26 protein-coding genes are annotated in these 23,828 nt (G+C 54.2%); 11 read left to right on the forward strand and 15 right to left on the reverse strand.

What is annotated here, in order from left to right; genetic code table 11:
* Positions 1–63: 63 nt before the first annotated feature.
* The 5 genes from HNEAP_RS08980 to HNEAP_RS09000 form a co-directional block, all read right to left on the reverse strand.
* Positions 64–543, reverse strand: coding sequence for a CYTH domain-containing protein (locus tag HNEAP_RS08980; protein WP_012824661.1), 480 nt, complete (start codon positions 541–543; stop codon positions 64–66).
* Between the two features lie 20 nt (positions 544–563).
* The gene (locus HNEAP_RS08985; RefSeq protein ID WP_012824662.1) at positions 564–1,535 is read right to left on the reverse strand and encodes a beta-ketoacyl-ACP synthase III; all 972 of its coding nucleotides are present in this window, start codon (positions 1,533–1,535) and stop codon (positions 564–566) included.
* The gene (gene plsX, locus HNEAP_RS08990; RefSeq protein WP_012824663.1) at positions 1,532–2,554 is read right to left on the reverse strand and encodes a phosphate acyltransferase PlsX; all 1,023 of its coding nucleotides are present in this window, start codon (positions 2,552–2,554) and stop codon (positions 1,532–1,534) included. Before plsX ends, HNEAP_RS08985 begins: the two co-directional genes overlap by 4 nt.
* Before the next feature lie 182 nt (positions 2,555–2,736).
* Positions 2,737–2,925 carry a 50S ribosomal protein L32 gene (gene rpmF, locus HNEAP_RS08995; RefSeq protein ID WP_012824664.1) on the reverse strand — a complete coding sequence of 63 codons (189 nt, stop codon included), beginning with the start codon at positions 2,923–2,925 and terminating at the stop codon, positions 2,737–2,739.
* Between the two features lie 92 nt (positions 2,926–3,017).
* The gene (locus HNEAP_RS09000) at positions 3,018–3,554 is read right to left on the reverse strand and encodes a YceD family protein (protein ID WP_166636002.1); all 537 of its coding nucleotides are present in this window, start codon (positions 3,552–3,554) and stop codon (positions 3,018–3,020) included.
* A gap of 247 nt (positions 3,555–3,801) precedes the next feature.
* Between HNEAP_RS09000 and HNEAP_RS09005 the strand changes: the two genes are divergently transcribed.
* Positions 3,802–4,395: a Maf family protein gene (locus tag HNEAP_RS09005; RefSeq protein ID WP_012824666.1), complete on the forward strand. Its 594-nt coding sequence runs from the start codon at positions 3,802–3,804 to the stop codon at positions 4,393–4,395.
* A gap of 7 nt (positions 4,396–4,402) precedes the next feature.
* On the opposite strand, the gene lplT is transcribed toward HNEAP_RS09005, so the two are convergent.
* The gene (gene lplT / locus HNEAP_RS09010) at positions 4,403–5,623 is read right to left on the reverse strand and encodes a lysophospholipid transporter LplT (RefSeq protein ID WP_012824667.1); all 1,221 of its coding nucleotides are present in this window, start codon (positions 5,621–5,623) and stop codon (positions 4,403–4,405) included.
* Between the two features lie 40 nt (positions 5,624–5,663).
* Between lplT and HNEAP_RS12725 the strand changes: the two genes are divergently transcribed.
* Positions 5,664–5,822 carry a hypothetical protein gene (locus HNEAP_RS12725; RefSeq protein WP_155802521.1) on the forward strand — a complete coding sequence of 53 codons (159 nt, stop codon included), beginning with the start codon at positions 5,664–5,666 and terminating at the stop codon, positions 5,820–5,822.
* A 257-nt stretch (positions 5,823–6,079) separates the two neighbouring features.
* Here the strand turns inward: HNEAP_RS12725 and HNEAP_RS09015 are convergent, their stop codons facing one another.
* Entirely contained in the window at positions 6,080–6,658 is a 579-nt protein-coding gene (locus HNEAP_RS09015) for a Spy/CpxP family protein refolding chaperone (RefSeq protein WP_012824668.1), read from the reverse strand.
* Between the two features lie 194 nt (positions 6,659–6,852).
* Between HNEAP_RS09015 and HNEAP_RS09020 the strand changes: the two genes are divergently transcribed.
* The 3 genes from HNEAP_RS09020 to HNEAP_RS09030 all read left to right on the forward strand — a co-directional run bounded on the left by HNEAP_RS09020 (position 6,853) and on the right by HNEAP_RS09030 (position 10,391).
* The gene (locus HNEAP_RS09020; protein ID WP_012824669.1) at positions 6,853–7,563 is read left to right on the forward strand and encodes a response regulator; all 711 of its coding nucleotides are present in this window, start codon (positions 6,853–6,855) and stop codon (positions 7,561–7,563) included.
* Positions 7,564–7,568: 5 nt separating this feature from the next.
* The gene (locus HNEAP_RS09025; RefSeq protein WP_012824670.1) at positions 7,569–9,050 is read left to right on the forward strand and encodes an ATP-binding protein; all 1,482 of its coding nucleotides are present in this window, start codon (positions 7,569–7,571) and stop codon (positions 9,048–9,050) included.
* Between the two features lie 111 nt (positions 9,051–9,161).
* Entirely contained in the window at positions 9,162–10,391 is a 1,230-nt protein-coding gene (locus tag HNEAP_RS09030) for an Nramp family divalent metal transporter (protein WP_012824671.1), read from the forward strand.
* 3 nt (positions 10,392–10,394) lie between these two features.
* On the opposite strand, the gene HNEAP_RS12330 is transcribed toward HNEAP_RS09030, so the two are convergent.
* From HNEAP_RS12330 to HNEAP_RS09050, 4 genes are all read right to left on the reverse strand, one after another.
* Positions 10,395–12,863 carry an EAL domain-containing protein gene (locus tag HNEAP_RS12330; protein ID WP_012824672.1) on the reverse strand — a complete coding sequence of 823 codons (2,469 nt, stop codon included), beginning with the start codon at positions 12,861–12,863 and terminating at the stop codon, positions 10,395–10,397.
* Between the two features lie 12 nt (positions 12,864–12,875).
* Complete coding sequence (locus HNEAP_RS09040) at positions 12,876–13,769, reverse strand: type 2 periplasmic-binding domain-containing protein (protein ID WP_012824673.1); 894 nt, start codon at positions 13,767–13,769, stop codon at positions 12,876–12,878.
* Positions 13,770–13,818: 49 nt separating this feature from the next.
* Positions 13,819–14,340, reverse strand: a complete 522-nt coding sequence (locus HNEAP_RS09045) for a hypothetical protein (protein WP_012824674.1) — start codon at positions 14,338–14,340, stop codon at positions 13,819–13,821.
* A 185-nt stretch (positions 14,341–14,525) separates the two neighbouring features.
* On the reverse strand, positions 14,526–15,341 hold the full coding sequence (locus tag HNEAP_RS09050) for a rhodanese-like domain-containing protein (protein WP_012824675.1): 816 nt from the start codon (positions 15,339–15,341) through the stop codon (positions 14,526–14,528).
* 175 nt (positions 15,342–15,516) lie between these two features.
* Between HNEAP_RS09050 and HNEAP_RS09055 the strand changes: the two genes are divergently transcribed.
* Positions 15,517–16,230, forward strand: a complete 714-nt coding sequence (locus HNEAP_RS09055) for a hypothetical protein (protein ID WP_012824676.1) — start codon at positions 15,517–15,519, stop codon at positions 16,228–16,230.
* Positions 16,231–16,232: 2 nt separating this feature from the next.
* Here HNEAP_RS09055 and HNEAP_RS09060 read toward each other — a convergent pair whose 3' ends face one another.
* Complete coding sequence (locus tag HNEAP_RS09060; protein WP_012824677.1) at positions 16,233–17,843, reverse strand: peptide chain release factor 3; 1,611 nt, start codon at positions 17,841–17,843, stop codon at positions 16,233–16,235.
* Positions 17,844–17,934: 91 nt separating this feature from the next.
* Between HNEAP_RS09060 and HNEAP_RS09065 the strand changes: the two genes are divergently transcribed.
* From HNEAP_RS09065 to HNEAP_RS09085, 5 genes are all read left to right on the forward strand, one after another.
* Positions 17,935–18,129 carry a hypothetical protein gene (locus HNEAP_RS09065; RefSeq protein ID WP_041600418.1) on the forward strand — a complete coding sequence of 65 codons (195 nt, stop codon included), beginning with the start codon at positions 17,935–17,937 and terminating at the stop codon, positions 18,127–18,129.
* A gap of 104 nt (positions 18,130–18,233) precedes the next feature.
* Complete coding sequence (gene ygfZ / locus HNEAP_RS09070) at positions 18,234–19,268, forward strand: CAF17-like 4Fe-4S cluster assembly/insertion protein YgfZ (RefSeq protein WP_012824678.1); 1,035 nt, start codon at positions 18,234–18,236, stop codon at positions 19,266–19,268.
* Between the two features lie 164 nt (positions 19,269–19,432).
* Complete coding sequence (locus HNEAP_RS09075; RefSeq protein WP_012824679.1) at positions 19,433–20,224, forward strand: thiazole synthase; 792 nt, start codon at positions 19,433–19,435, stop codon at positions 20,222–20,224.
* 7 nt (positions 20,225–20,231) lie between these two features.
* Positions 20,232–20,972, forward strand: coding sequence for a tRNA (guanosine(46)-N7)-methyltransferase TrmB (gene trmB, locus HNEAP_RS09080; RefSeq protein WP_041600965.1), 741 nt, complete (start codon positions 20,232–20,234; stop codon positions 20,970–20,972).
* Positions 20,969–21,241: a YrhK family protein gene (locus tag HNEAP_RS09085; RefSeq protein WP_012824681.1), complete on the forward strand. Its 273-nt coding sequence runs from the start codon at positions 20,969–20,971 to the stop codon at positions 21,239–21,241. The genes trmB and HNEAP_RS09085 overlap by 4 nt, the downstream gene beginning before the upstream one ends.
* A 171-nt stretch (positions 21,242–21,412) precedes the next feature.
* Here the strand turns inward: HNEAP_RS09085 and dnaQ are convergent, their stop codons facing one another.
* From dnaQ to HNEAP_RS09100, 3 genes are all read right to left on the reverse strand, one after another.
* Positions 21,413–22,126: a DNA polymerase III subunit epsilon gene (dnaQ, locus tag HNEAP_RS09090; protein WP_012824682.1), complete on the reverse strand. Its 714-nt coding sequence runs from the start codon at positions 22,124–22,126 to the stop codon at positions 21,413–21,415.
* A gap of 351 nt (positions 22,127–22,477) precedes the next feature.
* Positions 22,478–22,969: a ribonuclease HI gene (gene rnhA / locus HNEAP_RS09095; RefSeq protein WP_012824684.1), complete on the reverse strand. Its 492-nt coding sequence runs from the start codon at positions 22,967–22,969 to the stop codon at positions 22,478–22,480.
* Position 22,970: 1 nt separating this feature from the next.
* Positions 22,971–23,816 (reverse strand): class I SAM-dependent methyltransferase, encoded by an 846-nt coding sequence (locus HNEAP_RS09100; RefSeq protein ID WP_012824685.1) that lies wholly within the window; start codon positions 23,814–23,816, stop codon positions 22,971–22,973.
* Positions 23,817–23,828 lie beyond the last annotated feature (12 nt).

Below are 23,828 nucleotides of genomic sequence, written 5' to 3' on the forward strand. Positions count from 1 at the left end.
AAACATGGATTTAGTCACTCCCGAACACCTCGGCGTCATCATCCTTAAGTCATCACTCAGGTGTCATCGCCATTGTGTAAACGGATGCCGAACCAGCGACACGTTATAGTAACTCCGATCATCGGTCACTTCGCCCCCAACCCACTCGGGCTTCTCGAAAACCTGATCCTCAGATTCAAGTTCCACCTCAGCCACCACAAGTCCCTCATTGGCACCGAGAAACTCATCGATTTCCCAGAGCAGACCGGCAAAATGCACATGATGGCGAATTTTCTCGATCACGGCACCCGAACACAAATGGGTCAACATATGCTCGGCATCTTCATTAGGAATCGAATACTCGAACTCGTCGCGTGTCACGCCCAAGGTCATGCTCTTGATATTCAGATAGGCTCGATCGCCACCCATTCGCACCCGCACCGACGCCTTGGCGCCTTCGGTCAGGGTGGTCAAATAACCTTGACTCAATCGGCGACTGGAAGTCACCGCCGCCCGCCAGCCATCATTTTTCAGCAAAAACTTGCGTTCGATTTCCAGTGCCATGGTTGAATCCTTGAACGCACTCAGAACTTGATGAGTGCCGAACCCCAGGTAAAGCCGCCACCAAACGCTTCGAGCAGAATCGTATCGCCACGCTTGATGCGTCCATCGCGAACGGCGGTATCCAGTGCCAGAGGAACCGAAGCCGCAGAAGTATTGCCGTGTTTGTTAACGGTGACCACCACGCGTTCCATCGGCAAATCGAGCTTGCGTGCCGTTGCCTGAATGATGCGGATGTTGGCCTGATGGGGTACCAGCCAGTCGATGTCGGCATAGGACATCCCGGCGGCATCCAAGGTTTCATCGACGATGCGACCGAGCGTATTTACCGCCATTTTGAACACTTCGTTACCGCGCATTTCAATGAACGCCGTACCGTCGGCCAGTTTATCCAGATCGACATCGGGCCCGGGTTTTACCGTAGTCAGCAACGATTCGTACGCCCCATCGGCATGGATATGGGTGCTGATAATTCCGGGCTCTTCGCTGGCTTCGAGCACGACCGCACCGGCACCATCAGCAAACAGCACGCAGGTCCCTCGATCCTGCCAGTTAACGATGCGCGACAGGGTTTCCGCTCCGATGACCAGTGCGCAACGGGCAGCACCGGTCTTGATGAATTTCTCTGCCACACTCAACGCATACACAAAGCCCGTGCAGACTGCCTGAATATCAAAAGCAGGCGAGCCGTGAATGCCCAGTTTCTGCTGCAGTAGACAGGCCGTTGAAGGGAATACGCGATCAGGTGTTGTTGTCGCCACGATCAGCAGGTCAACATCAGACGGGATTTTGCCAGCCGCTTCCAGAGCACGGCGCGCCGCCGGCTCGGCCAAGTCGGACGTGAGCTGTCCTTTCTCGGCGATATGACGTTGCTCGATGCCCGTCCGCTCCCGAATCCAGGTGTCCGAAGTTTCAACCATCTTTTCCAGATCCTGATTCGTCAGGATCCGCTCAGGAAGGTAACTCCCTGTACCGGTGATACGTGCATGAATCATGCTGTTTCCTTTTCATTCAATAGCTGGCCCAACCGCTGGTCGATGCGGCGCGGTACGTCTTTTTCGATCTCGCGCAGCGCCACGCCGAGCGCACTGGCGAAGGCCGAAACGTCGGCGCCGCCATGGCTTTTGATCACGATACCCTGCAGCCCCAAAAAACTGGCGCCATTATATCGGCCTGGGTCCAGTCTGTTTTTCAGACGTTTGAGCACAGGCAGCGCAAGGACGGCCGCCAACTTGGACAGTAAACCACGCCCGAATTCTTCGCGCAGGAACTGAGTGATCATCTTGGCCAGCCCCTCGCTGGTCTTGAGCGCGACATTACCGACAAAACCATCGCATACAACGACATCCACATCCCCTTTGTAGATGTCGTCGCCTTCGACAAAACCGATATAGTTGATCGGCCCGTTTTCCAACAGTGCCGAGGCTGCCTTGACGGTATCGTTACCCTTGATGGACTCGGCACCGACGTTGAGCAGACCGACTCTGGGCGCGGGATTATCGTCATACGCTTCCACCAGCACCGAACCCATCACGGCAAACTGGAACAGATGGTCGGCGTTGCATTCAACATTCGCACCCAGATCAAGCACATGGGTATGCCCCTTGCGACTCGGTAGAGCCGTGCAGATGGCCGGACGCTCAATACCGGGCAGGGTCTTGAGGACGAATTTGGCCGTAGCCATCAGCGCACCGGTATTTCCCGCACTCACAGCTGCCTGCGCCGAGCCGTCACGCACGCAGTCGACCGCAACGCGCATGGATGATTTCTTCTTAGTACGCAGTGCTACCGCGGGCGATTCGGCCATCTCGACAACTTCAGGCGCATGCACGACCTGAATGTGTTCGCCTTCAACCAGACCATGCGCGCTCATTTGCGAACGCACGAGGGTTTCATCGCCTACCAGCAGCAGCGTCACGCTGGGATGCACCCTAAGGAATTGCGCCGCTGCCGCCAGCGTCACGACGGGGCCATGATCGCCACCCATCACATCGATCGCAATTTTAGCCTTCATGAAAAATATACAGCCTTAACAGATGCTTGATTTTAAATAAAAATTCAGGACTGATCCAAAACGAATGAACACACTTCAGATCAATCGAACGCACAGCATGCCAGAATGACAGGCATAACAAAAACCTTGCGCACCCAGGCACGCAAGGTTGGGATCATCATGCACGACCACCCGGAGAGCGATTACGCTTCGGCAGTTGCTTTTTCGGCAATCACGCGCTTGCCACGGTAAAACCCGTCCGCAGTCACTTGATGACGACGATGAGTTTCACCACTGGTCGCATCCACTGACAAAGTGGGTTTGACGAGGGCATCGTGGGTACGACGTGAATCGCGACGCGCACGGCTCTTTTTATTTTGCTGAACAGCCATTTCTCAACTCCTGATACTAAAAATCGCGTTTCTTTTACCAAAACGCCAAACTAAAATTCCGCGACCATAATCAATACACGATCGCGTTTACACTATTGATCTTCACCCTTTTTGCCTGAACCTTTCGACCCCGGCGTGCGCCATTGTTCCGCTAATGCAGCAAAGGGATTAGGCCGCTCCGATCGCTCAACCAAGGGTTCAACGCCGTCGTCCTCGACTTCTTCTTGCCAAGCCGGTTGGCACTGATGCTCGTGCATCGACACCGTAGGGAGGGCCATCAACACTTCTTCTTCAAGCAAGTTTGAAATGGCCACCCCACCCTCGGCATCGACCAGAACAGGTTCACGAGCATCTCCAACCTGCTCTGCCTGATCGTCATTGTATACAAACTGCAACAAGGACGACCCCACCAGGGGCAAGCTCATGGGTTGAAGGCAACGGGCACACTCGACCTGAACCGTTGTCTGCACGTCCAGCGTTGCCAGCAGTGCACGACCTTCGTCCCGAAAAAACCGCAGATCGAAATCAAGCGAAGTCTCCGGAGCTTCATGTGGCACAAAGGGCACCAACCGAGGCAACTCGGCCAAACGGACAGACGCAGAAAAAGCGCGCTCACTATCGCAAGCCATGCGCACCATCAATCTCGGCAAGCTTGCGGCGGATTGAAGCGGCCTGCTCGCCCCGCTGCCAGATTGGCCATCCAAAGGATATGATCCGTTGTCCACACTCATGCCAAATACCTACCTGCATGCAAGGCCAGAATTAATTGAATAAATGCAATTAATTCTGGACGAGAGCCTAAAATGCGGCCCGCACACACAGCATTCGCCAGACCAGAATCGTATAATATTAGCGATTTATTGCTTGGCACGCAAAATGAATATGCAAAACAACCCCATTCTTGTACTCGCGTCCTCCTCCGTCACCCGTCGCGCCTTGCTTGACCGCCTCGGGTTACCCTACCAAATCGACAAGCCCGACATCGACGAACGCGTCCATGAGCATGAAGCGGCCGACGCAGCTTGCTTGCGACTGGCACGGGAAAAAGCACGCGCGGTTGCCGAACGCCATCCCGGCTCGGTCGTCATCGGGTCGGATCAACTGGTGTCCTGCAATGGCCGCATCATGGGCAAACCCCACGATATGCCACGCGCAACCGAGCAATTACGGTTCATGTCCGGCAAAGCCGTTTATTTTCACGTATCGGTCGCGGTTATCGACGCACACGGCGCCCTGCAGGAACACAGCGAAACCGTTACCGCACAACTTCGAATCCTCTCTGATTCGGAGATTCAACACTACCTCAACCGGGAGCAACCATTCGGCTCGGCGGGTAGCATGAAATCGGAGGGGCTGGGCACAGCGTTGCTCGATTCAATGCAATCGGATGACCCCACGGCAATCCTCGGGCTGCCCTTGATTGCCACCTTACGATTGCTCCGCGCAGCCGGCATAAATCCGCTGAGCTGAGCCCCTATCAGTTCGGACGACCGCCTCGAAGTCGCCAGACAGCCAGCGCGGCCATCCCCAACGTCACCACTGCTCCGAACCCGTAAGCTACGGCCACCGGGTTCATTCCCGCTTCGATAGCCAGAAAATACACCCCGGCCATACCCAACATGGCCAGATTTTCGAAGAAATTCTGCACGGCCAACGTACGACCCGCACCGATGGTCTCGTGCCCCCGTTCCTGCAGGAGCGCATTCAACGGCACCACAAAGTAGCCACCCGCCACGCCCACCAACATGAGGATGACCGCCGCGGGAACGAATGCGTGCATAGGTGCCAGCAAAACGATCAACGGCCCCAGCGCCAAACCGCCCAGAATTGCCCGATTGGCCTGTTCCAGAAGCACGCTGACGGCAGCCAAACCGGCACCCACCACAATACCGATAGACATCAATCCCATCAGGTTGGCTGGCGCCTGATTGTCAAGCAATGACAGCGCAACCGGAACCCAGGCAAAAATCAACAGCCGCAAGGATGCCCCCATGCCCCAGAACAAGCTTGTACCGATGATGGCAAAGCGCACATCGCCAATACGCCACAATACGACGAGGTTGTGAATAAACTGCTTCGGCAAGTGCGCCAGTTCATGCCGAACAAAGCGATGAATAACGGGCAACCTAGGAATGCCCAGATTCACGAGCGCGGCCAGAAGATACATACCCGCCGACACAGCCACGGCCAGCACCACAGACTGATCCGTAAGCCAACCGCCAGCCAACACACCCAACAAAATGGCGGCGATTGTCGAACCTTCTAACAATCCATTTGCCTTGACCAGGCGCTCGGGATGCACAAGTTGCGTGAGAATGCCGTACTTGGCAGGCGAGTAAATAGCCGCACCGATGCCTGCGATGGCATATCCCAATAGCGAGTTCGCGCCGAACAGGATCATCAGCGCGCCCAGCAATTTGATCAGGTTGGCGTAGAGCATTACTCGCCCCTTGGGAAAGGCATCGGCCACCGGCCCCACGTAAGGCGCCAAGACAATGAACGCGGCAACAAATACAACCTGTAACAGCGGCAGAAGCGCCTCGCCATGAGCCGCCGTTTTAAGCAGCGCAATAGCCGCCACGAACAGAAGGTTATCGGCCATCGCCGAAAGAAACTGCGCCACGAGCACGGCCAGCATGCCGCGCGATGCGAGTCCGTTTACTGCCGTGTCTTGTGCCGAAATCTGTGTTGTATCCATACTATGGTTTCCGCCCTATCGATCACGTGCCGTAAGTTAAATGAGGCAACTTTACCGCTTCGAACATACGCTTGCTGCACCCGAACGGATGCTTGACGAGCAGCAGGCAGCAGGCTCTGCACAATTTAACGCATCTTCTTGTCTGCTTCGGCAGGCTACTTTGTTTGGCGTGGCCCAAGCTGGAAGCTCGATCTATTGATCCCTGAGCCTGCCCGACTTTAGGAATCGTAGCGAAAATCAAGCTAGTCGAGGGTAGATCTTGCAGAGTAGCAGCGGGCTCTATTATCCAAAAAGCGGTGAAATAGGTGCCTTCTGGATGGATTTGTGGCCGACTTTTGCTAAAGCCCGACAGGTTCCTCGGCCAAGGTCTTGGCGCGGACTCGTCAAACGCAAAATTGAACAACCCCGCCGAGGCGGGGTCATTCTTAACTTGGGTTCAATGCCGGATCGACACAATCAATTAGGGCTGGATCGGCCCGCCATCCCACCGGAACCATGTTGCATACCAGTTTTTTGACCATGAGCACCAAAATGCTTGTGCTGATGCTGACGCGCCATTTCATCCAGCACCTGCTGCTGATTCGGCGCAAGGGCCGCGCGCAGCTCGGATGTCGCCTTGCTCAGACGCGCCATTTTTTTCGCCATGAGTTGGACTCGTTCCGCACGGAATTGTGCCAGTTGGGCTGCATTCATATCAGGGCCGGGACGTTTGAAATGCTTTGGCATCATGTCCATACGTACTTTTTTATATTCATCCCAAACAGCTTGCTGACTGGCCGTAATCTCCAGACGATTGGCCATGGTGTCGAGCGTTCTCTGCATGAAAGCAGCCCGATCCGCACGCATTTGTTCCGGATTCTTGCAGTAAGGCTGACCGGCTGGTGCAGCAGAACCGGCCGGTGCATTGGTCAAATTTTCAGCTTGGCTGACCGCAGCAAAGCCGCCGGCAAGGGTCATCAATGCCGTGGCGAGGACCGCCATGCGCAATGCCGGGCGACGGGTTGAAATAATCTCGTTTGATGTTTGAAGGCTCATGGCTTCTACCTCGGGTCAATGGAACAAAGATTCACGGGAATCATTGAACCAAACGACTGTAAACCGGCTATTTCAAGCCCGGCCCCACGTGTAAACGGAATGTAGGGGTTTTGTAATGTCAGGGAATTACATCGCTTTTCGGCCGCAGGGCTGGGCTAAGATAGCGCTCATTCATTAATGGACGAATCAAATTCATGAAAACAATCCTTGTAGTAGATGACGATGCCGATCTGCGAAGCCTATTGCGGGCATATCTGACCGATCAAGGCTATCACGTGATCGAGGCGGCAGAAGGGAGCGAGTTATGGACGCGACTCGAGAATTCGACGGTCGACCTGATCATTCTTGACCTGATGTTGCCGGGTGAGGATGGCCTCGCCCTCTGCAGAACCATCCGGGCACGCCAGACCACCCCCATCCTGATGCTGACCGCGCGTGGCGATGAAATGGATCGCATCATCGGTCTTGAGATGGGTGCCGATGACTACATGCCCAAGCCATTTCACCCGCGCGAACTGCTGGCGCGGATTCGCAGCATTTTCCGACGATCGGAACAGCAGAATCAGGCACAGCCACCTCGCCATCTGCACTTCAGCGGCTGGACGCTTGATCTGGCAGCCCGACATTTAATGAGTGCAGATCAGGTCGTCATTCCGTTGTCCACGGGTGAATTTCGACTACTCAAAACACTGGCAGAACATCCGAACACGGTGCTGTCTCGCGACCAACTCATGGACGCACTTGCGGGCAGAGAAGCCGATCCGCTCGACCGAACGATCGATGTCATGATGAGTCGCCTCCGCCGCCGCCTGGGTGATGACGCCCGCGAACCGACACTCATTAAAACCATTCGCAACGAGGGCTATATGCTCCTCACCCACCCACAAGGCGGGCAACCGGGGTGAGCAAGATGCAAACCGTGGCATGGCGTATCTGGCCCCGCAGCCTGTTCGGTCAGGTATTGCTCATGCTGACTCTGGGCATTGTTGCGGCGCTCGTCCTGAGCTTGAGCTTACTGGTGGCTGATCGCGCCCGTCTGGGTGAGCGTCTGCTGGGCGACTACGCCATACTACGGATCGCCCAGATCATTCAGATTCAGAACGATACCGCAACAGATGAACGGCGCCGTCTTGCCCGCTGGATGAATACACCGCTGACCCACTTGATGTTTCGCCAACCTTGGCGTCAACCCGAGCAACAAGCCATCGGCCAACCGTATAACGGAGCGAGGGTGCTCGTGGAAAACACGATGACCCGGCAGTTTGCACAACGCCTGCATGGCGCGTTGGAACAGCCGATACCGATCCAGGTTCTGGCCATTAACGGCGACGACCCGGATCGGCGCGCCGAGCGAACGCTTGAACCCGAAGCAGCGCCCATCCTGCTTCAGCAGGCACCCTGGAAGCTCGACCGTCATTGGCAGATGCAGCCACCGGCGCGCAATCACTGGGAACATGCGCTGTTGATTCAGGCTCGACTCGATGACGGCAGTGTTTTGACGCTGCGCCATGCACTGCCGCCGCCCATGCGCTGGCCGTTTCAGACCATGGGATGGCTTTTGCTGCTGGGGGTTATCGTGATCGCTGGCGTAGCCTGGATTCTACGCCGACTCACGCATCCACTCGATGCGCTGGTCGAAGCGGCCGTGCGTCTGCCGCAGAATCTGAATCAGGCGCCGCTGACCGAAGCCGGACCGACCGAAGTCAGTCGAGCGGCAAAGGCATTCAACCAGATGCAACGCGACATTCAACGACTGATCGAAGTTCGTGGGCATGCACTGGCGGGCGTCTCGCACGATTTGCGATTACCAATCACCCGGTTGCGGTTGCGGCTCGCCCATCTCCCAGATGACGAGCTCAAACAAAAAATAGAAAACGACCTCACGGAAATGGATGAAATGATCGGCCACACCCTGGCCTTTTTGCGCGCCGGCACCACAACAGAGCCGCTTGTCGCACTCGATCTCGACGCACTGGTTGATTTGTTGTGTGAAGACATGGCCTTGCTGGGTGCACAAATTCGGCGGCATGGCGCGGCAGAAACCCCCGTCAAGGCAAGGCCTCAGGCACTTCAACGGGCGCTTCAAAACCTGCTCGATAATGCGCGGCGTTACAGCGATGACCCCGTTGATCTGTCGGTTGAAGTTCGCCCGACTGACGTTGTTATTCGCATAGAGGATAGAGGTCCCGGTATTCCCGAAGCCGATCGGGAGCGGATATTCGAACCTTATGTGCGACTTGAAACCTCCCGTGCAAGGCATACGGGCGGCAGTGGACTTGGCCTCGCCATCGCACGCGCGTCCGTACGTGCCCAAGGTGGTGACATTCAAATTCTCGCACGCGAAGGCGGTGGCACCTGCGTCGAAGTCACCCTGATGCGCAAGTGCTTGTAAAACAGGGCCTACACAAAGGGCCGCAAAATTTGGAGCAATTAAATCCAGTTGCCCGAATATTTAGTTAAGGCTAAAATCAAATTTAGTCTTAACTAAGAAATATATTAACGCATGTCCATTCATACCCCGCTCCCCCGCTCGTCCAAACGCACACGCGCCCTGTTTCTAGGCCCAGCCTTTGTGGCGGCGATCGGCTATATCGACCCGGGCAATTACGCCACCAATATCCAGGCTGGCGCCGATTACGGTTATTTGTTGCTATGGGTCGTGGTCTGGGCGAATCTCATGGCCGCGCTCATCCAGATGCTTTCCGCAAAGCTTGGTCTGGCGACTGGAGAGTCACTCGCCTCTATGCTGGGCAAACGTTTGCCGCGCTGGGCTGTTTACCCGTATTGGATACAGGCAGAGATTCTGGCCATGGCGACCGATATTGCCGAATTTATCGGCGCGGCGCTTGGCTTCAAGCTTCTGTTCGGCTTCACGTTGATGGAAGGGGCTGTCATCACCGCAATCATCAGTTGGGCCGTATTGAGCCTTGAAACCCGTAATCTCAAAACACTGCAAATCGTGATTGGCGGCATGTTGCTCACTGTTGCCCTGATCTACGTTGCCGAATTATTGTTCAGCCACCCGCACCCGGCTTCCGTGCTTGAAGGGGCATTAATCCCCGGTTTTGATGGCCGGGACAGCGTTTTTCTGGCCGCAGGCATTTTAGGCGCGACGGTTATGCCGCACGTTATCTATCTGCATTCGGCGATGAGCAAGGCAGAACTGGTGAGATATGGCAAAATTCACCGCAAAACGATTTTCCGCAGCACCAAATGGGATGTCGCCATCGCCATGACCATCGCCGGATTCGTGAATCTGTCCATGCTCGCCATGGCCGCTGCGGTCTTTTATGGCAATCCCTCGGCCGAGTCAGGCAACATCGAGAATGCGCACGAAACGCTTACTCCTCTGCTGGGCACCATCGCAGCTCAAATCTTCGGTGCGAGCCTGCTCATTGCCGGCTTGGCCTCGACCATTGTCGGCACGCTGGCCGGGCAGGAGATCATGAGTGGTTTTGTGCGTTTCCGCATTCCGCTCTGGCTGCGGCGCGCCATCACCATGACGCCTTCGTTCATCATCATCGCGCTTGGTTTAAATGTGACCCAAGTGCTGGTCTACAGCCAGGTGGTGCTTTCATTCGGTATTGCGCTGGCGCTGATCCCGCTGGTGCTGTTTACCAGCGATCGACGTTTGATGCGCGGCTATGCTAACCCGGCCTGGGTTAAATGGTTGGGATGGAGCACCGTGGCGGTGGTGGTTAGTTTGAACGGCTATTTATTGGCGACCAGTTAAGGCTTAAAAAGGGCGCTCAAGCGGCGGGTAGAAGTAATAGCCTTGCGAGTCGTCGATACCGATCTCGCAGACTTGGTGATAAATAGCCTCGTTGGATACGAATTCCGCCACCGTCCGAATACCCATTTCATGCGCAAAATCGCAGATGTGCTGCACGATAATCTGCGAATTACGATCATGCGGTAATGTCCTGATCAAGCTGCCATCGATCTTGAGGATATCCATGTCCAACTTGATCAGATGATCGAAGTTCGAATAGCCGGAACCAAAGTCATCGATGGCGAACAGGCATCCTTTTGCCTTGAACCGTTGAATAAAGGCACTGACAACCTCGTAGTTGTTCACACCTTCGCTTTCCAGAATCTCAAACACGAGCAGATGGCCCATGCCGGTTTCCGTTAACCGCTGCGCGAGGTACTCCGATAATTCCTGATTCATCAAATCTTCGGTCGAAAGATTGATGCTGACCGGAATCGTGCTTTCCTTGAACACGTCCAGCACCTTGTCGATCATCATCCGGGTCAACTGGCTATAGAGTTTGGTTTTCTTCGCAACATCCAGAAACTGGTATGGGCTGATGACCTGACCATCCGTGTCGATCATGCGGATCAACGCCTCATACTTGGTCACTTTTTGCGTTTTGTTATCCACGATGGGTTGGAAGTAAGGCACGATCCGCGATGTTTCGATGGCATCTCTGATTCGCTTGTACCAGGCAATGTTGTTTTCCTGCTGCCTCGTCGAATCCAAACCATCAAACAGGCCAATGCTCTGATGATCCAATTTAGCCTGCTTGATCGCAGCCGAAGCATGGGCCACACCACGATCAACGCCGTGGGCCACACCCACCGTGATGGTCAGCACGATCTCCACGCCCGCCACCATGAATGCTGTATTAGCCGTTGCAGCGATCAAATCGACAAAGAAGAGCCTGACTTCGGATAGCGATTCGGCAGATCTGAAATACAGCGCAAATTCATCACCCCCCATTTTGTACAGCTGAATATCTTCCCGGCCTTGGGCACGCGCTTTCAACCACAGTCCATACTTTTTCAGGAGCGCATCACCGATATCCACACCATAGACAGCGTTAATATCACTGAAACGATCAATATTGATCAAACCGATCAAACCACCGGAGTTGGTATTCATTTGGTCGATAAATGCCACTCGATTCGGCAAGCCGGTATCTGCATCGGTCGTCAGATGATGTTGTAACTGTTCGCGATATTCAAATGCTCGGATGGCAAAGCCGATATCCCCCGCAAGCTCCTCCAGCATCGCAATTTCCTGCAGATCAATACCTGACGCACGCAATGCGAAGACAACCAGCACGCCCATCGGATCATCATGAACATTTGAGATAAGCGGAAGCGCAATAACGGAACCTGCATCTTTTTGAGCCGCCAGCAACTGCCAGGGTGCACGAGGTAAATCGGGCGCCGTAGCATCATGCGATATCTGCTCAACCACGACGGCTCGCTTGGTCATAAACGCTTGGATAAACGGATTTCCCACATCGAGCTCGGCACCGTCGGTCATCAAACGCCCGAGACATAATGGATTATCCTCATTAATAGAGCAGGCACGCACCATCAATTGCGCCTGCTCCGCTCGCAAGATCATGCAGACGCTATAGCCGGGATGACGCGCGAGCCGACTCACACTTTGATCCATTAATTCTCGGACATTTTTTGACGTAATAAGCAGCTGATTAATATCAGCCACTGTCCGTAATACGCTATCGAGGTAAGTGGTACGCGCCAGCGACTGCTTTAATTCATACTGCTTTTGGCGTAAAGAGCCGAATGTATCATTGAGTGTTCGGTTCAACTCACTCAACTCGTCGATAAAAAAATAACCAAGCCGTGCATTTCCATCCCGCGCATCATTTATGATCCGCACGAACGGCACGGTAATTATTCTATCCGCAACAATATAAACGGCTATGGCAATCAGACCCAAGGCAATAAATAGACTAAATCCATAAAAGAATGCGATCCGGTTCATGCGATCAAAAACATACTGACTATCTAGCGTAATCAGCAATACAATTTGATTCGCATCTGTATTATTTTCGTAAAAATTTACTGTTTTCTGATAATGAACATGTCCTTTAACAAAACCCTGCGCCAAATCGGTCATGGGAAAATAATTTTTCCCTAGCAACTGGCCAACCAAAGACCGCGAAGAAGAAACACTGATATGCACGCCATCAACCGAAACAGAAATGACCGACAACGATTGATTGACTGCCACAGCCCGATCGAGCACGGTCTGTATCTGAGAGATTGGACTTTCACCAAGCGTATGGCGAAGATCACTTTCGATATAAAATAAATTCTGATTCAGATCATCAGCCAATGATTGCAACATCAAATTGCGTTCAACAATAAAAAAACTTACAGCAAGGATTGTAACCAGTATCCCAATACCGACGGCTGCCAATGAAGTGAATCGATTAATTTTCATGGATTATCATAATCACGGGATTCTTTCATCAACACGCACCCCTTGTCTTTTCATATACTTAAGCATTTCCGGATCGACCTGTTGATCAAGCCAGACGATGTCGCGGGTTGACGCCATAAACTGATCGAATGTTTGTCCTTCCAGGTAGCCTTTAACACTGTCGTAGAAAGTTTTTGGGTCCGAATGGAACACGGCCAAAGCGCGATCGAAAATCTCTTTGAGTTTTACGAAATCCGCTCTGTTTTTAGCGTATACCTGTCGATTAACGAACAAGCCATCCACAACGATAAACGATTTAAGAGAACGCGTTGAAGCAATGGTTTGAAAACCATGCTGATGCAATTGCGTCAAATAGGGCGAATATGAAAGCACAAGCATGGGCGCGGGGCCGGGTTTTAACAACAGCATCATTTCCTGAGCGCGGTTGGTCAATTCGAAAGCATGATCCTTCAGGCCATTTTCATTGATGAACGCGTGGAACATATCCCGCTGGAGTGAATCTCGCTCCAGATAGACCTTGATTGGCTTTGATTCGGCTTGCAGGGCAGCGAGTGTCCGGTTGGAAAGAATGGCATCGGCGCCATTGGAACGATCAGTCAGAAAAACGGTTTCCAGCGCGTCAGGGTGCGCGAAGTGAAGCAGCTCATATTGCGTGGCGGTGAAACCCTGCACAAAACCATTCTCGTAAAGCCGACGGTTTTCAGATAGGTCGACAAGCCACAAAAAACGAAACGGTGTGTTTTTTAGCCAACCCTTTTCCTGCGCATAGATAAAGGGGGTAAACCCCACCCAAGGATTTGAAGATATTCGAATCTCGGGATGATCAAGATTCTCGACATAACGATAACCCAGCGCACTCGCAGCAATGATCAACAACCCCAGTAGTGCGATGTAGGTTTTACGCATCACTCAGTTCCAGGAAGGTCTTCACTCTAGCCACCAACCGGCTGCCGCGCTAATGCGCCACTAATTCATTGAGTCGTTTTTCAAGATCGGTGGGCGTGCAAACAGGGCTGAGTGCTGTGATGTTTGCGGATTTTAATTGAATCCAATTCAAGCAATCCGCTTTCGGCTCGATGGTTGCGGGCACTTGATTAGCCTCGCGGATCAAAGCGACCGAATAAGTGCGTTCCTTCAATTTGGGTAGCGCAAACATCTTGCTGATCATCCACGGCATGCGGTGAATGTCGGAAAGGTAAACCAGATGATGGGCATCCATTTGCTTTTGACCAAACTTCGCCAACATCGGATCGGCCCATTCATCCACATCCTTGGCATTTGCAAAAACAATCACCGACGCATCGCCCGGCAATTGGACGGGCATATCGTGCTGATTGGTTAATTTCAGGCTGGGAAAGGGCTGCCCCACCACTTGAGATTCGTTCTGAGCAACAGCAGGAGGCGCATCTGCCCATGCCGAGATACTCAAAAAACTTACGCCACCTAAAGCGACAATAACAGCCAGCATGTAACGCATATCTATCTCTCGAAGTTGAATTAAGGAAACTTCATCACTGTATCTTGGAAATACGGCCTAAATCCATTTATTGCGCCATGAAAACATCGGTTTTCACCAATTCTGTTGTACGAAGGTTTGTTCATATCCTCACGCAGCAAAATTTCAATCAACGTAGACCGCAAATACCAGCAACCATGCCGTGATCACAGCGTATCGTAAAACGCCTTGGCACCGCCTTTCATAAACCAATAATTGTGCAAGCCTTGTTCTTTGAGGTAGTACTGCAACCATTGCACCTGGTGGCCGGTGGCGTCGATAAAGAACATCGCACGGTTCTCCTGCTTGGACCGACTCACCCAATCCTCGAGTCGAGCGTTATCCAAAGGCACATGCACATCACGCATTTGGAACAAGGAAACACCCGCGCGCTGACCCGCATCCCGGATATCCAGCACAATCGCATTCGGATCACCCATGACGCGCTCATAAAAATCGCGCGGGCTCAAAAGGTGTGCCGCAAAATCAGCCTTCGAAATCAACTGGCCGGCCGACTGCATTTTCTTTCCAAGCAAATCGGTCTTGCCGGGGTTGGCTTCCGCCCAGTGAAAAATGCCTGCATCATAAACGAGTACCTGCTTCACACCCGACTGGATGGCGCGCACGGCAGCCTTGTAGGATTTTTCGCATGTCGTACCGTTGCAATAAAAGACCAAGGGCTTTTTCGTCTTGTCCGCCAATGCCTTAACACTCTGATCGAAACCCGGGGAAGACAAAGGCACCGATTCGGCGCCTTCGATGTGGAGTGTCTGGTATTCGTATTCCGAACGTGCGTCGATGATCGTGTAGTTATTAAAGTGGGCCAACAAATCTGCCGTGGAGATTGGTTTGACACCCACCGTTTCATACTGCGCCCGCAGGGGAAATTTCATTTCATCAGCCGATGCCACGGCCATACCAACCGTTGCACCGCTCAACAGCAGAGCACAGGCAAGCCCCAAACCCGTTCGACCACAATACATAACCAACTCCTTGATAGGTAAAAAAGAAACACGAGCACAAGAGCCAAGAGAACAACGAAATCTGCGCCAATGGCTACGCGTGTCGACCTTCATGCTCAGGCACTTAAGCATCCATTTTGGCGGTGCATCTGATACATTGCGGCCTCATTCTTGTTCAGTTTTCAGGATCGCGCAAATGTTCCGAAGCCCTATCAGCCGCATTTTTCCGATTTTTCAGCGCCTCATCGTCGCTCTGTTGCTGGGCACGGCCATTGCTGCCTGCACTGCGAAAGCGCCGGATCACCCCTTCTTGCCGTGGGATATCAAAGTGTTTCCGGACGGCACCAGTGCGGTTTTCGGCGTCCATTTGGGCAAGGACTCCCTGCTTGAATTCAAACGGGTGTACGACCAGAAAGCAGATTTGGCCATCTTTGTGGATCCGGATAAGAGAGCCTCGCTTGAAGCGTATTTTGGCACCATGAACGTGGGCGCCTTGACAGCCAGTGTTGCCATCGTCGCCAAAACCGATCCAAAGGAACTGAACGAGTGGATTGCAAACAATCACGCCAAGCCGGACCCGACACCCAGCGGTGCCTGGAAGTACCCGATGACCGACGAACACATTCGCAAAGCGCAGTATTTCCCGATCGAGTCCATTACCTACCGGCCAGCCGCGAAATACACGACCGACCTGATCGATCGCCATTTCGGCAAACCGGAGGAAATCCGGAACACCAAGGGCAGCACCCAGTACTGGCTCTATCCCAAGAAAGGCCTGCTGATCGTCGTCAACAGCGATGGCAAGGATCTGTTCCAGTACATTTCACCCAAGGACTTCGGTGTTCTGGCGTCCACCATTGCATCAGACGCCCCGCCAAATACCAAAGCGGAGCAGCCCGCCAGTAAATAGGTTCACTCCGCCGAAGCGGTGTAATCGCCGTGCTCTCGCGTGGCGAGGAAACGCACATCCTTCCAGCGCTCCTGCGCCATTTGCAGGTTGACGCGCGTGGGGGCGATGTAGACGAGATCCCCCGCATGATCGAGCGCGAGGTTGGCTTCGTTTTTGTCTTTGAATTCCTCTAATCGCTTCGGGTCGTCGCATTCGATCCAGCGGGCCGTGGTTACGTTCACTTGTTCGAACTGGCAATCGACGGAATACTCGGTTTTCAACCGTTCGGAAACCACCTCAAACTGCAACACGCCCACCGCACCTAGAATCAGATCATTGTTGATCATCGGCTTGTAGAGCTGGGTGGCACCCTCTTCACATAACTGGCTCAATCCCTTGAGCAATTGCTTGGACTTGAGCGGATCCCGGAGTCGCGCACGGCGGAACAGTTCCGGCGCAAAGTTCGGTATACCAGTGAAGGCCAGACGCTCGCCTTCGGTGAAGGTATCGCCAATGCGGATCGTGCCGTGGTTGTGGATACCGATGATGTCGCCCGGAAAGGCTTCTTCCAGCCGTTCACGGTCGGAGGACATGAACGTCAGCGCGTCGGGGATTTTGATGTCACGGTTCAAACGCACATGCTTGACCTTCATGCCGCGCGAAAACTTGCCCGAGCAGATGCGAAAAAACGCGATCCGGTCACGGTGCTGCGGGTCCATGTTGGCCTGAATCTTAAACACGAAACCGGAGAACTTATCCTCGGTCGGCAACACCTCGCGCGCCGTGCTGGGACGTGGCTGCGGGCCGGGCGCGGCTTCAACGAACCCATCGAGCAATTCCTGCACACCAAAGTTATTCATGGCCGAGCCGAAATAAACCGGCGACAACTCACCGCGCAGATACGCATCGTGGTCGTAGGTATCGGCCGCTCCCTGCACCAGCTCGATTTCCATGCGCAACTCATCGGCCTGATCGCCCAGCAGCTCGTCCAGTTCGGGGTTATTCAAGCCCTTGATTTCGGTTTTGGACTGCGCACGCGTCGGCAATGATGGGCCGTACAGAATCACCCGATCTTCATACAGGTGATAAACCCCCTTGAAGCGTTTACCCATGCCAATCGGCCAGGTAATGGGCGCACAACGAATCTTCAAGACGGATTCGATTTCATCGAGCAGTTCCAGCGGCTCCTTGCCCTCGCGGTCCATCTTGTTGATGAACGAAATGATCGGCGTATCGCGCAGACGGCACACATCCATCAGCTTGATGGTGCGTGCCTCGACGCCCTTGGCCACATCGATCACCATTAGCGCCGAATCCACCGCCGTCAATACGCGGTAGGTATCTTCCGAGAAGTCTTCGTGGCCCGGTGTGTCGAGCAGGTTGACGATGTGATCCTTGTACGGAAACTGCATCACGGAGCTGCTGACCGAAATCCCCCGCTCCTTCTCCATGGCCATCCAGTCGGAAGTCGCATGGCGGGTGGATTTACGCCCCTTGACCGTTCCGGCCATCTGAATGGCGCCGCCGAACAGCAGCAACTTCTCCGTAATCGTCGTTTTACCCGCATCGGGGTGCGAAATGATCGCAAAGGTGCGCCGACGCATGGTTTCGGCAGCAAAATCAAGGGCAGTCATAAAAATCCATCCGCTAGCGGAGAAAACAAAACCGGCATTCTAGCAGTATGCGCGCGCATCGCAGGATCTATGGGTATTTTGAACGGTCGATATGCCGCCCTTGGTGCAAGATCTCACGCTCATCAACCCGATGCGCTATCTCATGATTATCCTGATTATCCTGCGGGGCGGTTTTCTTGAAGGCAGCTCGTTTTACTCCCTGCTCGATGAATTTTGGCCTTTGGCGGCCATTAGGCTGATCACTCTGGCCAGCGCTGGCTGGTTATTCCACCATCGAATGAATTGATCATTACGGCGAAGCCATTGATCGTGACAGCAAAGCCTTGGTATTAAGCAGTGAATCGCCTGCGGTGCTATTCTTCCGTTTTCAGATTTACCGAAATAAACGACATGAATAACGAGTGGATACAGTTTTTGCAAGCACACCCGGAACCAGTTGATCCCGCCAGCTCATCTGCGGCTGGTTGGGCCCCGCTGGACACGCGAACCAGCTTGCTTGTCAGCGGAGAGGAAGCGGGCGAATTCCTGCAAGCCATGCTGACGCAAGAAATTTTGTTGCTCGATGGGACTCATGCGGCACGCGGCGCGCTGTGTAACGCCAAGGGGCGAATTTCAACTACGGTGCTCATCCATCCGCTGCGACCGCAAGGCAGAGAACAAGGCAGCGAACAAAGTATGACCTATCGCCTGACTGTGCCCTCCGAGCTTGCCGCCGATCTCTTAAAAACACTGAAGTTGTACGTGCTTCGTCGCCGTGTGGTTATCAATGGTAACGACGACTGGCAAAATATTGGCGTTCTGAACCCCGATCCAGCCTTTCTAGCCGATTTGGGTATAGCTGCGTCAGCATCAGATCCACTCGCACAGAGCACTTTGCCCTCGGGCGTGATCGTGACATGGGAGCATATGGGTGACGACGCTCGACTTTCGTTACAGGGACCGACCAGTGTTCTGTTGACACTTGCCCCGCATTTGCCGCAACGCACCTCAAACAGCGCATGGCAATGCGCCGAAATTAACGATGGCATTCCAACCATCACCCAGGAAACGGCACTGCATTTCGTACCCCAGTGGCTAAACTTGGATCAATTGAACGCCGTGAGCTTCAAAAAGGGTTGTTATCCCGGCCAGGAGGTTGTCGCCAGACTGCATTATCTGGGTAAATCCAATCGGCGCATGATCAAGGGTTCTACCCGTTTGACCGATCCGGTTACGCCACGATCAGTCATTTATCCTGCCAATAGCCCAGAGACCGAAGCAGGGGAAATTGTACGCAGCGCGATTTGCCGGGTTGGCAACGAGAACATGCAGGTCTTTCTCGCGGTCATACGCTTGAATCATTTGCACGACGAACTCCTCATCGAAGGGCAACCGTGCACATTGCAACCCGGCCCTTTTCTTGAGACGGCAGAACAACGACACTGACAGCATATAGCCATCCGCCGGGTTGGACGATACGTGTAAAATCGGCACAACCCCAGCCGGAACCGCACATGGGGCACAAGGCAACCGATCCATCCCATCGATAGACAGCCGGAACGAATCCATACGAATCATTCGGCAAACAAAACACAAGGCAACCACGACTTATGAACCCAAATGCATCCGATCTGCTCACCATCGGCAGCCGACAATTCCATTCTCGCCTACTGACCGGCACCGGGAAATTCAAAGATTTGGCAGAAACAGAAGCCGCAACACAAGCCGCAGGCGCACAAATCGTTACCGTTGCCATTCGCCGCAGCAATATCGGCCAGAACCCGGACGAGCCCAATCTGCTGGATGTGCTGCCGCCAGAGCGATACACCATCCTGCCCAACACCGCAGGCTGCTACACCGCAGAAGATGCTGTGCGCACCTGCAAACTGGCGCGAGAACTGCTGGACGGACATAATCTCGTCAAACTCGAAGTGTTGGGCGATGCCAAAACCCTGTACCCGGATGTCGTCGCGACGCTCAAGGCAGCCGAATTACTGGTCGCCGATGGCTTTGAAGTGATGGTTTATACCTCGGACGATCCGATCCTATGCAAACGTCTGGAAGAAATCGGCTGTGTTGCCGTCATGCCTCTGGCCGCCCCCATCGGTTCGGGCCTCGGCATTCAAAACAAATACAACCTGCTCACGATTATTGAAAACGCCAAGGTTCCGATCATCGTCGATGCGGGCGTAGGCACCGCATCCGACGCGGCCATCGCCATGGAACTGGGTTGCGATGGCGTGTTGATGAATACCGCCATTGCCGCCGCACAAAACCCCGTATTGATGGCCTCGGCCATGAAAAAAGCCATTGAAGCCGGACGCGAAGCCTTCCTGGCCGGAAGGATGCCACGCAGGCGTTATGCCAGCGCTTCTTCCCCAGTCGATGGCCTGTTTCTCTGATCGCATCATGACCACAGACAATTCCTCCACACTCTCCCCGTCGACAGAAACGCCAACTCACCGTCCCATCCGCTCATTTATTCGGCGCGAGGGACGGCTGACCGCAGCCCAAATCCGCGCCATAAACGAACTGTTGCCAGCGATCGAACTCAAGGCGGACGGTGCGGTGCTTGACATGAACGTGCTATTCGGACGCACCGCACCGGTCACCCTGGAAATCGGATTCGGCAATGGCGAAAGCCTGCTCGAGATGGCCGCAGCTGCGCCCAATGAAGACTTCATCGGCATCGAAGTGCACCGACCCGGAGTCGGGCACTTGGCGCTGGGCATCGAACGATTGGGGTTGACGAACATTCGGATCGTGGCGGAAGACGCCGTACCTTTCATCAGGGATCGCATCGCGGACGCCAGCCTCGACCGACTGTTGCTCTATTTCCCGGACCCTTGGCACAAGGCCCGACACCACAAACGCCGTATCGTACAGACCGAGTTTGCGAACCTGGTCGGCCAAAAGCTCAAAAAGGGCGGGTTATGGCACTTGGCAACCGACTGGGCGCCCTACGCCGAACACATGCGTACCGTACTCGATGCACACCCTGATTTTTCATCGGAGCATGTCGGAATCGGAGAGGCAGCCCGTCCCAGCTGGCGCCCGGAAACCAAGTTCGAACGAAGAGGAATCCGTTTGCAGCATGCTGTTTTCGACCTACTTTATCGTCGAACAAATATGCCCGAGCCCACCGCATGAGGGCGGCTCCAGATTCATCAGAAAGGGACATTGACATCACCCTGGGAAAGGACGAGCTCGTTATCAGTCATCGGTACGAAACCGCGATCCTGTTCAACGATTTTCTCATTGCGCTTTGGTTTATTCTGGGTAGTGCTTTTTTTCTGATACCCGGTCTGGTGACAGCGGGCGCGTGGGTTTTTTTGATTGCCTCAATTCAATTTCTGATTCGCCCGACGATCGGCCTTATTCGGAATATCCACCTTAAACGATTCCGTTCGGCGTCATGACTTATTAGCCGAAATTTGGGCGAATGGGTAACGCGCAATCCATTTCACAAAGATCAACCCTAAGGTCATCAGTCACGGAGAGCTGAACCTGCTCAAGAAGTAGGTTAAGAAGGAGATCTGGAAGAAAAACAGGATCGATCCACGCCATCGTTCCTGACTTGCCTTGATCATTCATGCGGGCCAAGGTGCGGGCTCACCTTCTTTGCCCAAAGTCACCAACCATGCTGCATGGGCAGCGCGCTCTTCCTCGTTGGCGGTAATCACGCGCAACGGCGGCCGATCGGCGGGCAAACGAATAATCGACGCAGCCTGTTTGTGCTCATCACCCTGCCCGTGCTCGCTGTCAAAACCCAGCGTTTTTTGCCCGCCGGTCAGCGCCAGATACACATCAGCCAGGATTTCAGAATCCAGCAGCGCGCCATGCAGGGTGCGCGCACTGTTATCAATGCTGTATCGGCGGCACAAGGCATCCAAGCTATTACGTTGGCCGGGATGTTTTTTGCGCGCAATGGCCAGCGAATCGGTCACGGAACCGGCAACATCAGCCAACCGACCGCCATTGGCGAGCCGGGCAAGCTCCGCATCGAGAAACCCCACGTCAAACTCGGCATTGTGAATGATCAGCTCAGCACCCGCGATAAACGCCAGAAACTCATCCACCACATCGGCGAATTTCGGCTTATCCGCCAAAAACGCATCGCTCAAACCGTGCACATTGAACGCGCCCTCATCCACCAGCCGCTCGGGGTTGAGGTAACAATGAAATGTCTTACCCGTCACACGTCGCTCGATCATCTCCACCGCACCAATCTCCACCAACCGATGCCCATCGGCAGCGGGCATCCCCGTGGTTTCGGTATCCAATACGATTTGGCGTTCTGTCATGGTTTTTTCCTGTCAGTGGGCGAGGTGAAATATCGGACAAGTTTACTGTAATAGGGGGGGACCTCGAGAATTTCTTGAGTCATCAAAAAACGCTTAAAAACGATGGCATACCACCAACTATCGATTCTGTCTTCGAGCCTTTCGGCCACCCGCGATCAAAACCCACCAAGGCAGTTGCGGCTCTCATATCCATCACCCAAACAATTAAAATTACTTGAGTTCGGTGCAGTTTGCCCATTGTGAACGGCCTCTAAACAACTCAAAGTTGGGCTTTTGAGGTTCCCAAGATTAGACTCGGATAATCCACAAGTCCGCGCCGTTTTGTTTGACAATTCCCTCGCGCCCAAGAATTTAACCCTTCGGTGTGCCTTGGTTGGCGAGTTGGTCGGCGCGTTCGTTTTCTGGGTGTCCGGCGTGGCCTTTGATCCAGTGCCAATGCATGTCGTGCCGTTGGGCGGCTTCATCGAGTCGTGCCCAGAGGTCGGCATTTTTCACGGGCTGGCCGTCTGCGCGACGCCAATTCTTTTTGCGCCAGTTGGGCAGCCATTCGAGCATGCCTTGGCGCACGTATTGTGAGTCGGTGGTTAAGTGGACGGTGCAGGGGCGCTTGAGTGCTTCGAGCGCGCTGATGGCGGCCAGTAATTCCATGCGGTTGTTGGTGGTATGGGCTTCGCCGCCGCACAATTCGCGTTCCGTATCACCATAACGCAGCAGGGCGCCCCAGCCGCCCGGGCCGGGGTTGCCTTTGCAGGCACCATCGGTCCAGATATGAACGGTTTGCGTGGCGGGTTGTGCATCCGCATTTTGCTGATCAGCCGATCCCTTTTTTAGTTCTATTGTCATGCTATTTCTTGGACAGGTGAATGGAACGCCCGTTGGGTTGTCGTTTATGTGGGCTTATTGATTGGTAGGTGGTTTGATTGGCGACGGTGGCGCGGGTTTTGTTTGGCATCATTCGTGGCAAACGAAACGCGGGGCGAATGGCGGTTGGGGTGCTCACGCGGCGCACGGCGTCGATCACGTAAAAACCCTGCATGAACCACAGCCATTTGCTGCTTATCGTGCGCAGAGATCGCATTTTGTCGTAGAACCGGGGGCGTGTTGTCGGGCACAGGCCGCCTAGGTGTTCGACGCTTTGCACGTCGTAACCGAGCAGGCGCAACCAATCGACCACGCGCCAGGCCGCGCGATGCTGCCCGGCCAGATAGCCCGATTGGGCCATTTTATCTTTGCCCTGCCAGGTTTGCTGCCCGATTTTTTTCAGATTCCACAGGCTGACGGGGTTCACGCCGACAATCAACACCCGCCCTTCGGGCCGGATGATCCGATCCAGCTCGCGCATGATGTCATGCGGCTCGCGGGTGCTTTCGAGCACATGCAATGCAATCACCAGATCCGCCGACTCGGTTTCAATCGGCAGATAATCAAAATCAGCCTGCACAGCCATTAAAGGGGTTTCGGCCAATTCTTCCCGCGTCGCGGCCACTTGCGTGCGCGCCCGAATGCGCAGGCGCGGCTCACAGGGCAGCACGGCACCCACCATCACGGCGTGGTAACCGAAGGCGTCATCGGCCAATCGCCCAAGACATGCAGCCAGGTCTTCTGCCAGCCGGGCGCCCATCGGGGTGTTGTACCAACGGGAAATCAGTTCGGTGGGGTGACGTGCGTGCACAAGGTCGTCGTTACGCATGGCCCGTTCTCT

This window comes from Halothiobacillus neapolitanus c2 (assembly GCF_000024765.1).
In the GTDB taxonomy this organism is placed as follows: Bacteria; Pseudomonadota; Gammaproteobacteria; order Halothiobacillales; family Halothiobacillaceae; genus Halothiobacillus; species Halothiobacillus neapolitanus.

Excerpts from the sequence above, each read along its gene's own strand:
- trmB (WP_041600965.1), top strand. The coding sequence starts at position 20,232 with ATGACCACAGACAATTCCTCCACACTCTCCCCGTCGACAGAAACGCCA.
- ygfZ (WP_012824678.1), top strand. The coding sequence starts at position 18,234 with ATGAATAACGAGTGGATACAGTTTTTGCAAGCACACCCGGAACCAGTT.
- HNEAP_RS09055 (WP_012824676.1), top strand. The coding sequence starts at position 15,517 with ATGTTCCGAAGCCCTATCAGCCGCATTTTTCCGATTTTTCAGCGCCTC.
- HNEAP_RS09060 (WP_012824677.1), bottom strand. The coding sequence starts at position 17,843 with ATGACTGCCCTTGATTTTGCTGCCGAAACCATGCGTCGGCGCACCTTT.
- HNEAP_RS09050 (WP_012824675.1), bottom strand. The coding sequence starts at position 15,341 with ATGTATTGTGGTCGAACGGGTTTGGGGCTTGCCTGTGCTCTGCTGTTG.
- HNEAP_RS08985 (WP_012824662.1), bottom strand. The coding sequence starts at position 1,535 with ATGATTCATGCACGTATCACCGGTACAGGGAGTTACCTTCCTGAGCGG.
- rnhA (WP_012824684.1), bottom strand. The coding sequence starts at position 22,969 with ATGACAATAGAACTAAAAAAGGGATCGGCTGATCAGCAAAATGCGGAT.
- HNEAP_RS09040 (WP_012824673.1), bottom strand. The coding sequence starts at position 13,769 with ATGCGTAAAACCTACATCGCACTACTGGGGTTGTTGATCATTGCTGCG.
- dnaQ (WP_012824682.1), bottom strand. The coding sequence starts at position 22,126 with ATGACAGAACGCCAAATCGTATTGGATACCGAAACCACGGGGATGCCC.
- HNEAP_RS09005 (WP_012824666.1), top strand. The coding sequence starts at position 3,802 with ATGAATATGCAAAACAACCCCATTCTTGTACTCGCGTCCTCCTCCGTC.
- HNEAP_RS12725 (WP_155802521.1), top strand. The coding sequence starts at position 5,664 with ATGAGGCAACTTTACCGCTTCGAACATACGCTTGCTGCACCCGAACGG.
- lplT (WP_012824667.1), bottom strand. The coding sequence starts at position 5,623 with ATGGATACAACACAGATTTCGGCACAAGACACGGCAGTAAACGGACTC.
- plsX (WP_012824663.1), bottom strand. The coding sequence starts at position 2,554 with ATGAAGGCTAAAATTGCGATCGATGTGATGGGTGGCGATCATGGCCCC.
- HNEAP_RS09100 (WP_012824685.1), bottom strand. The coding sequence starts at position 23,816 with ATGCGTAACGACGACCTTGTGCACGCACGTCACCCCACCGAACTGATT.
- HNEAP_RS09020 (WP_012824669.1), top strand. The coding sequence starts at position 6,853 with ATGAAAACAATCCTTGTAGTAGATGACGATGCCGATCTGCGAAGCCTA.
- HNEAP_RS09075 (WP_012824679.1), top strand. The coding sequence starts at position 19,433 with ATGAACCCAAATGCATCCGATCTGCTCACCATCGGCAGCCGACAATTC.
- HNEAP_RS09045 (WP_012824674.1), bottom strand. The coding sequence starts at position 14,340 with ATGCGTTACATGCTGGCTGTTATTGTCGCTTTAGGTGGCGTAAGTTTT.
- HNEAP_RS09000 (WP_166636002.1), bottom strand. The coding sequence starts at position 3,554 with ATGGCTTGCGATAGTGAGCGCGCTTTTTCTGCGTCTGTCCGTTTGGCC.
- HNEAP_RS09025 (WP_012824670.1), top strand. The coding sequence starts at position 7,569 with ATGCAAACCGTGGCATGGCGTATCTGGCCCCGCAGCCTGTTCGGTCAG.
- HNEAP_RS09030 (WP_012824671.1), top strand. The coding sequence starts at position 9,162 with ATGTCCATTCATACCCCGCTCCCCCGCTCGTCCAAACGCACACGCGCC.
- HNEAP_RS09065 (WP_041600418.1), top strand. The coding sequence starts at position 17,935 with ATGCCGCCCTTGGTGCAAGATCTCACGCTCATCAACCCGATGCGCTAT.
- HNEAP_RS09015 (WP_012824668.1), bottom strand. The coding sequence starts at position 6,658 with ATGAGCCTTCAAACATCAAACGAGATTATTTCAACCCGTCGCCCGGCA.
- rpmF (WP_012824664.1), bottom strand. The coding sequence starts at position 2,925 with ATGGCTGTTCAGCAAAATAAAAAGAGCCGTGCGCGTCGCGATTCACGT.
- HNEAP_RS12330 (WP_012824672.1), bottom strand. The coding sequence starts at position 12,863 with ATGAAAATTAATCGATTCACTTCATTGGCAGCCGTCGGTATTGGGATA.
- HNEAP_RS08980 (WP_012824661.1), bottom strand. The coding sequence starts at position 543 with ATGGCACTGGAAATCGAACGCAAGTTTTTGCTGAAAAATGATGGCTGG.
- HNEAP_RS09085 (WP_012824681.1), top strand. The coding sequence starts at position 20,969 with ATGAGGGCGGCTCCAGATTCATCAGAAAGGGACATTGACATCACCCTG.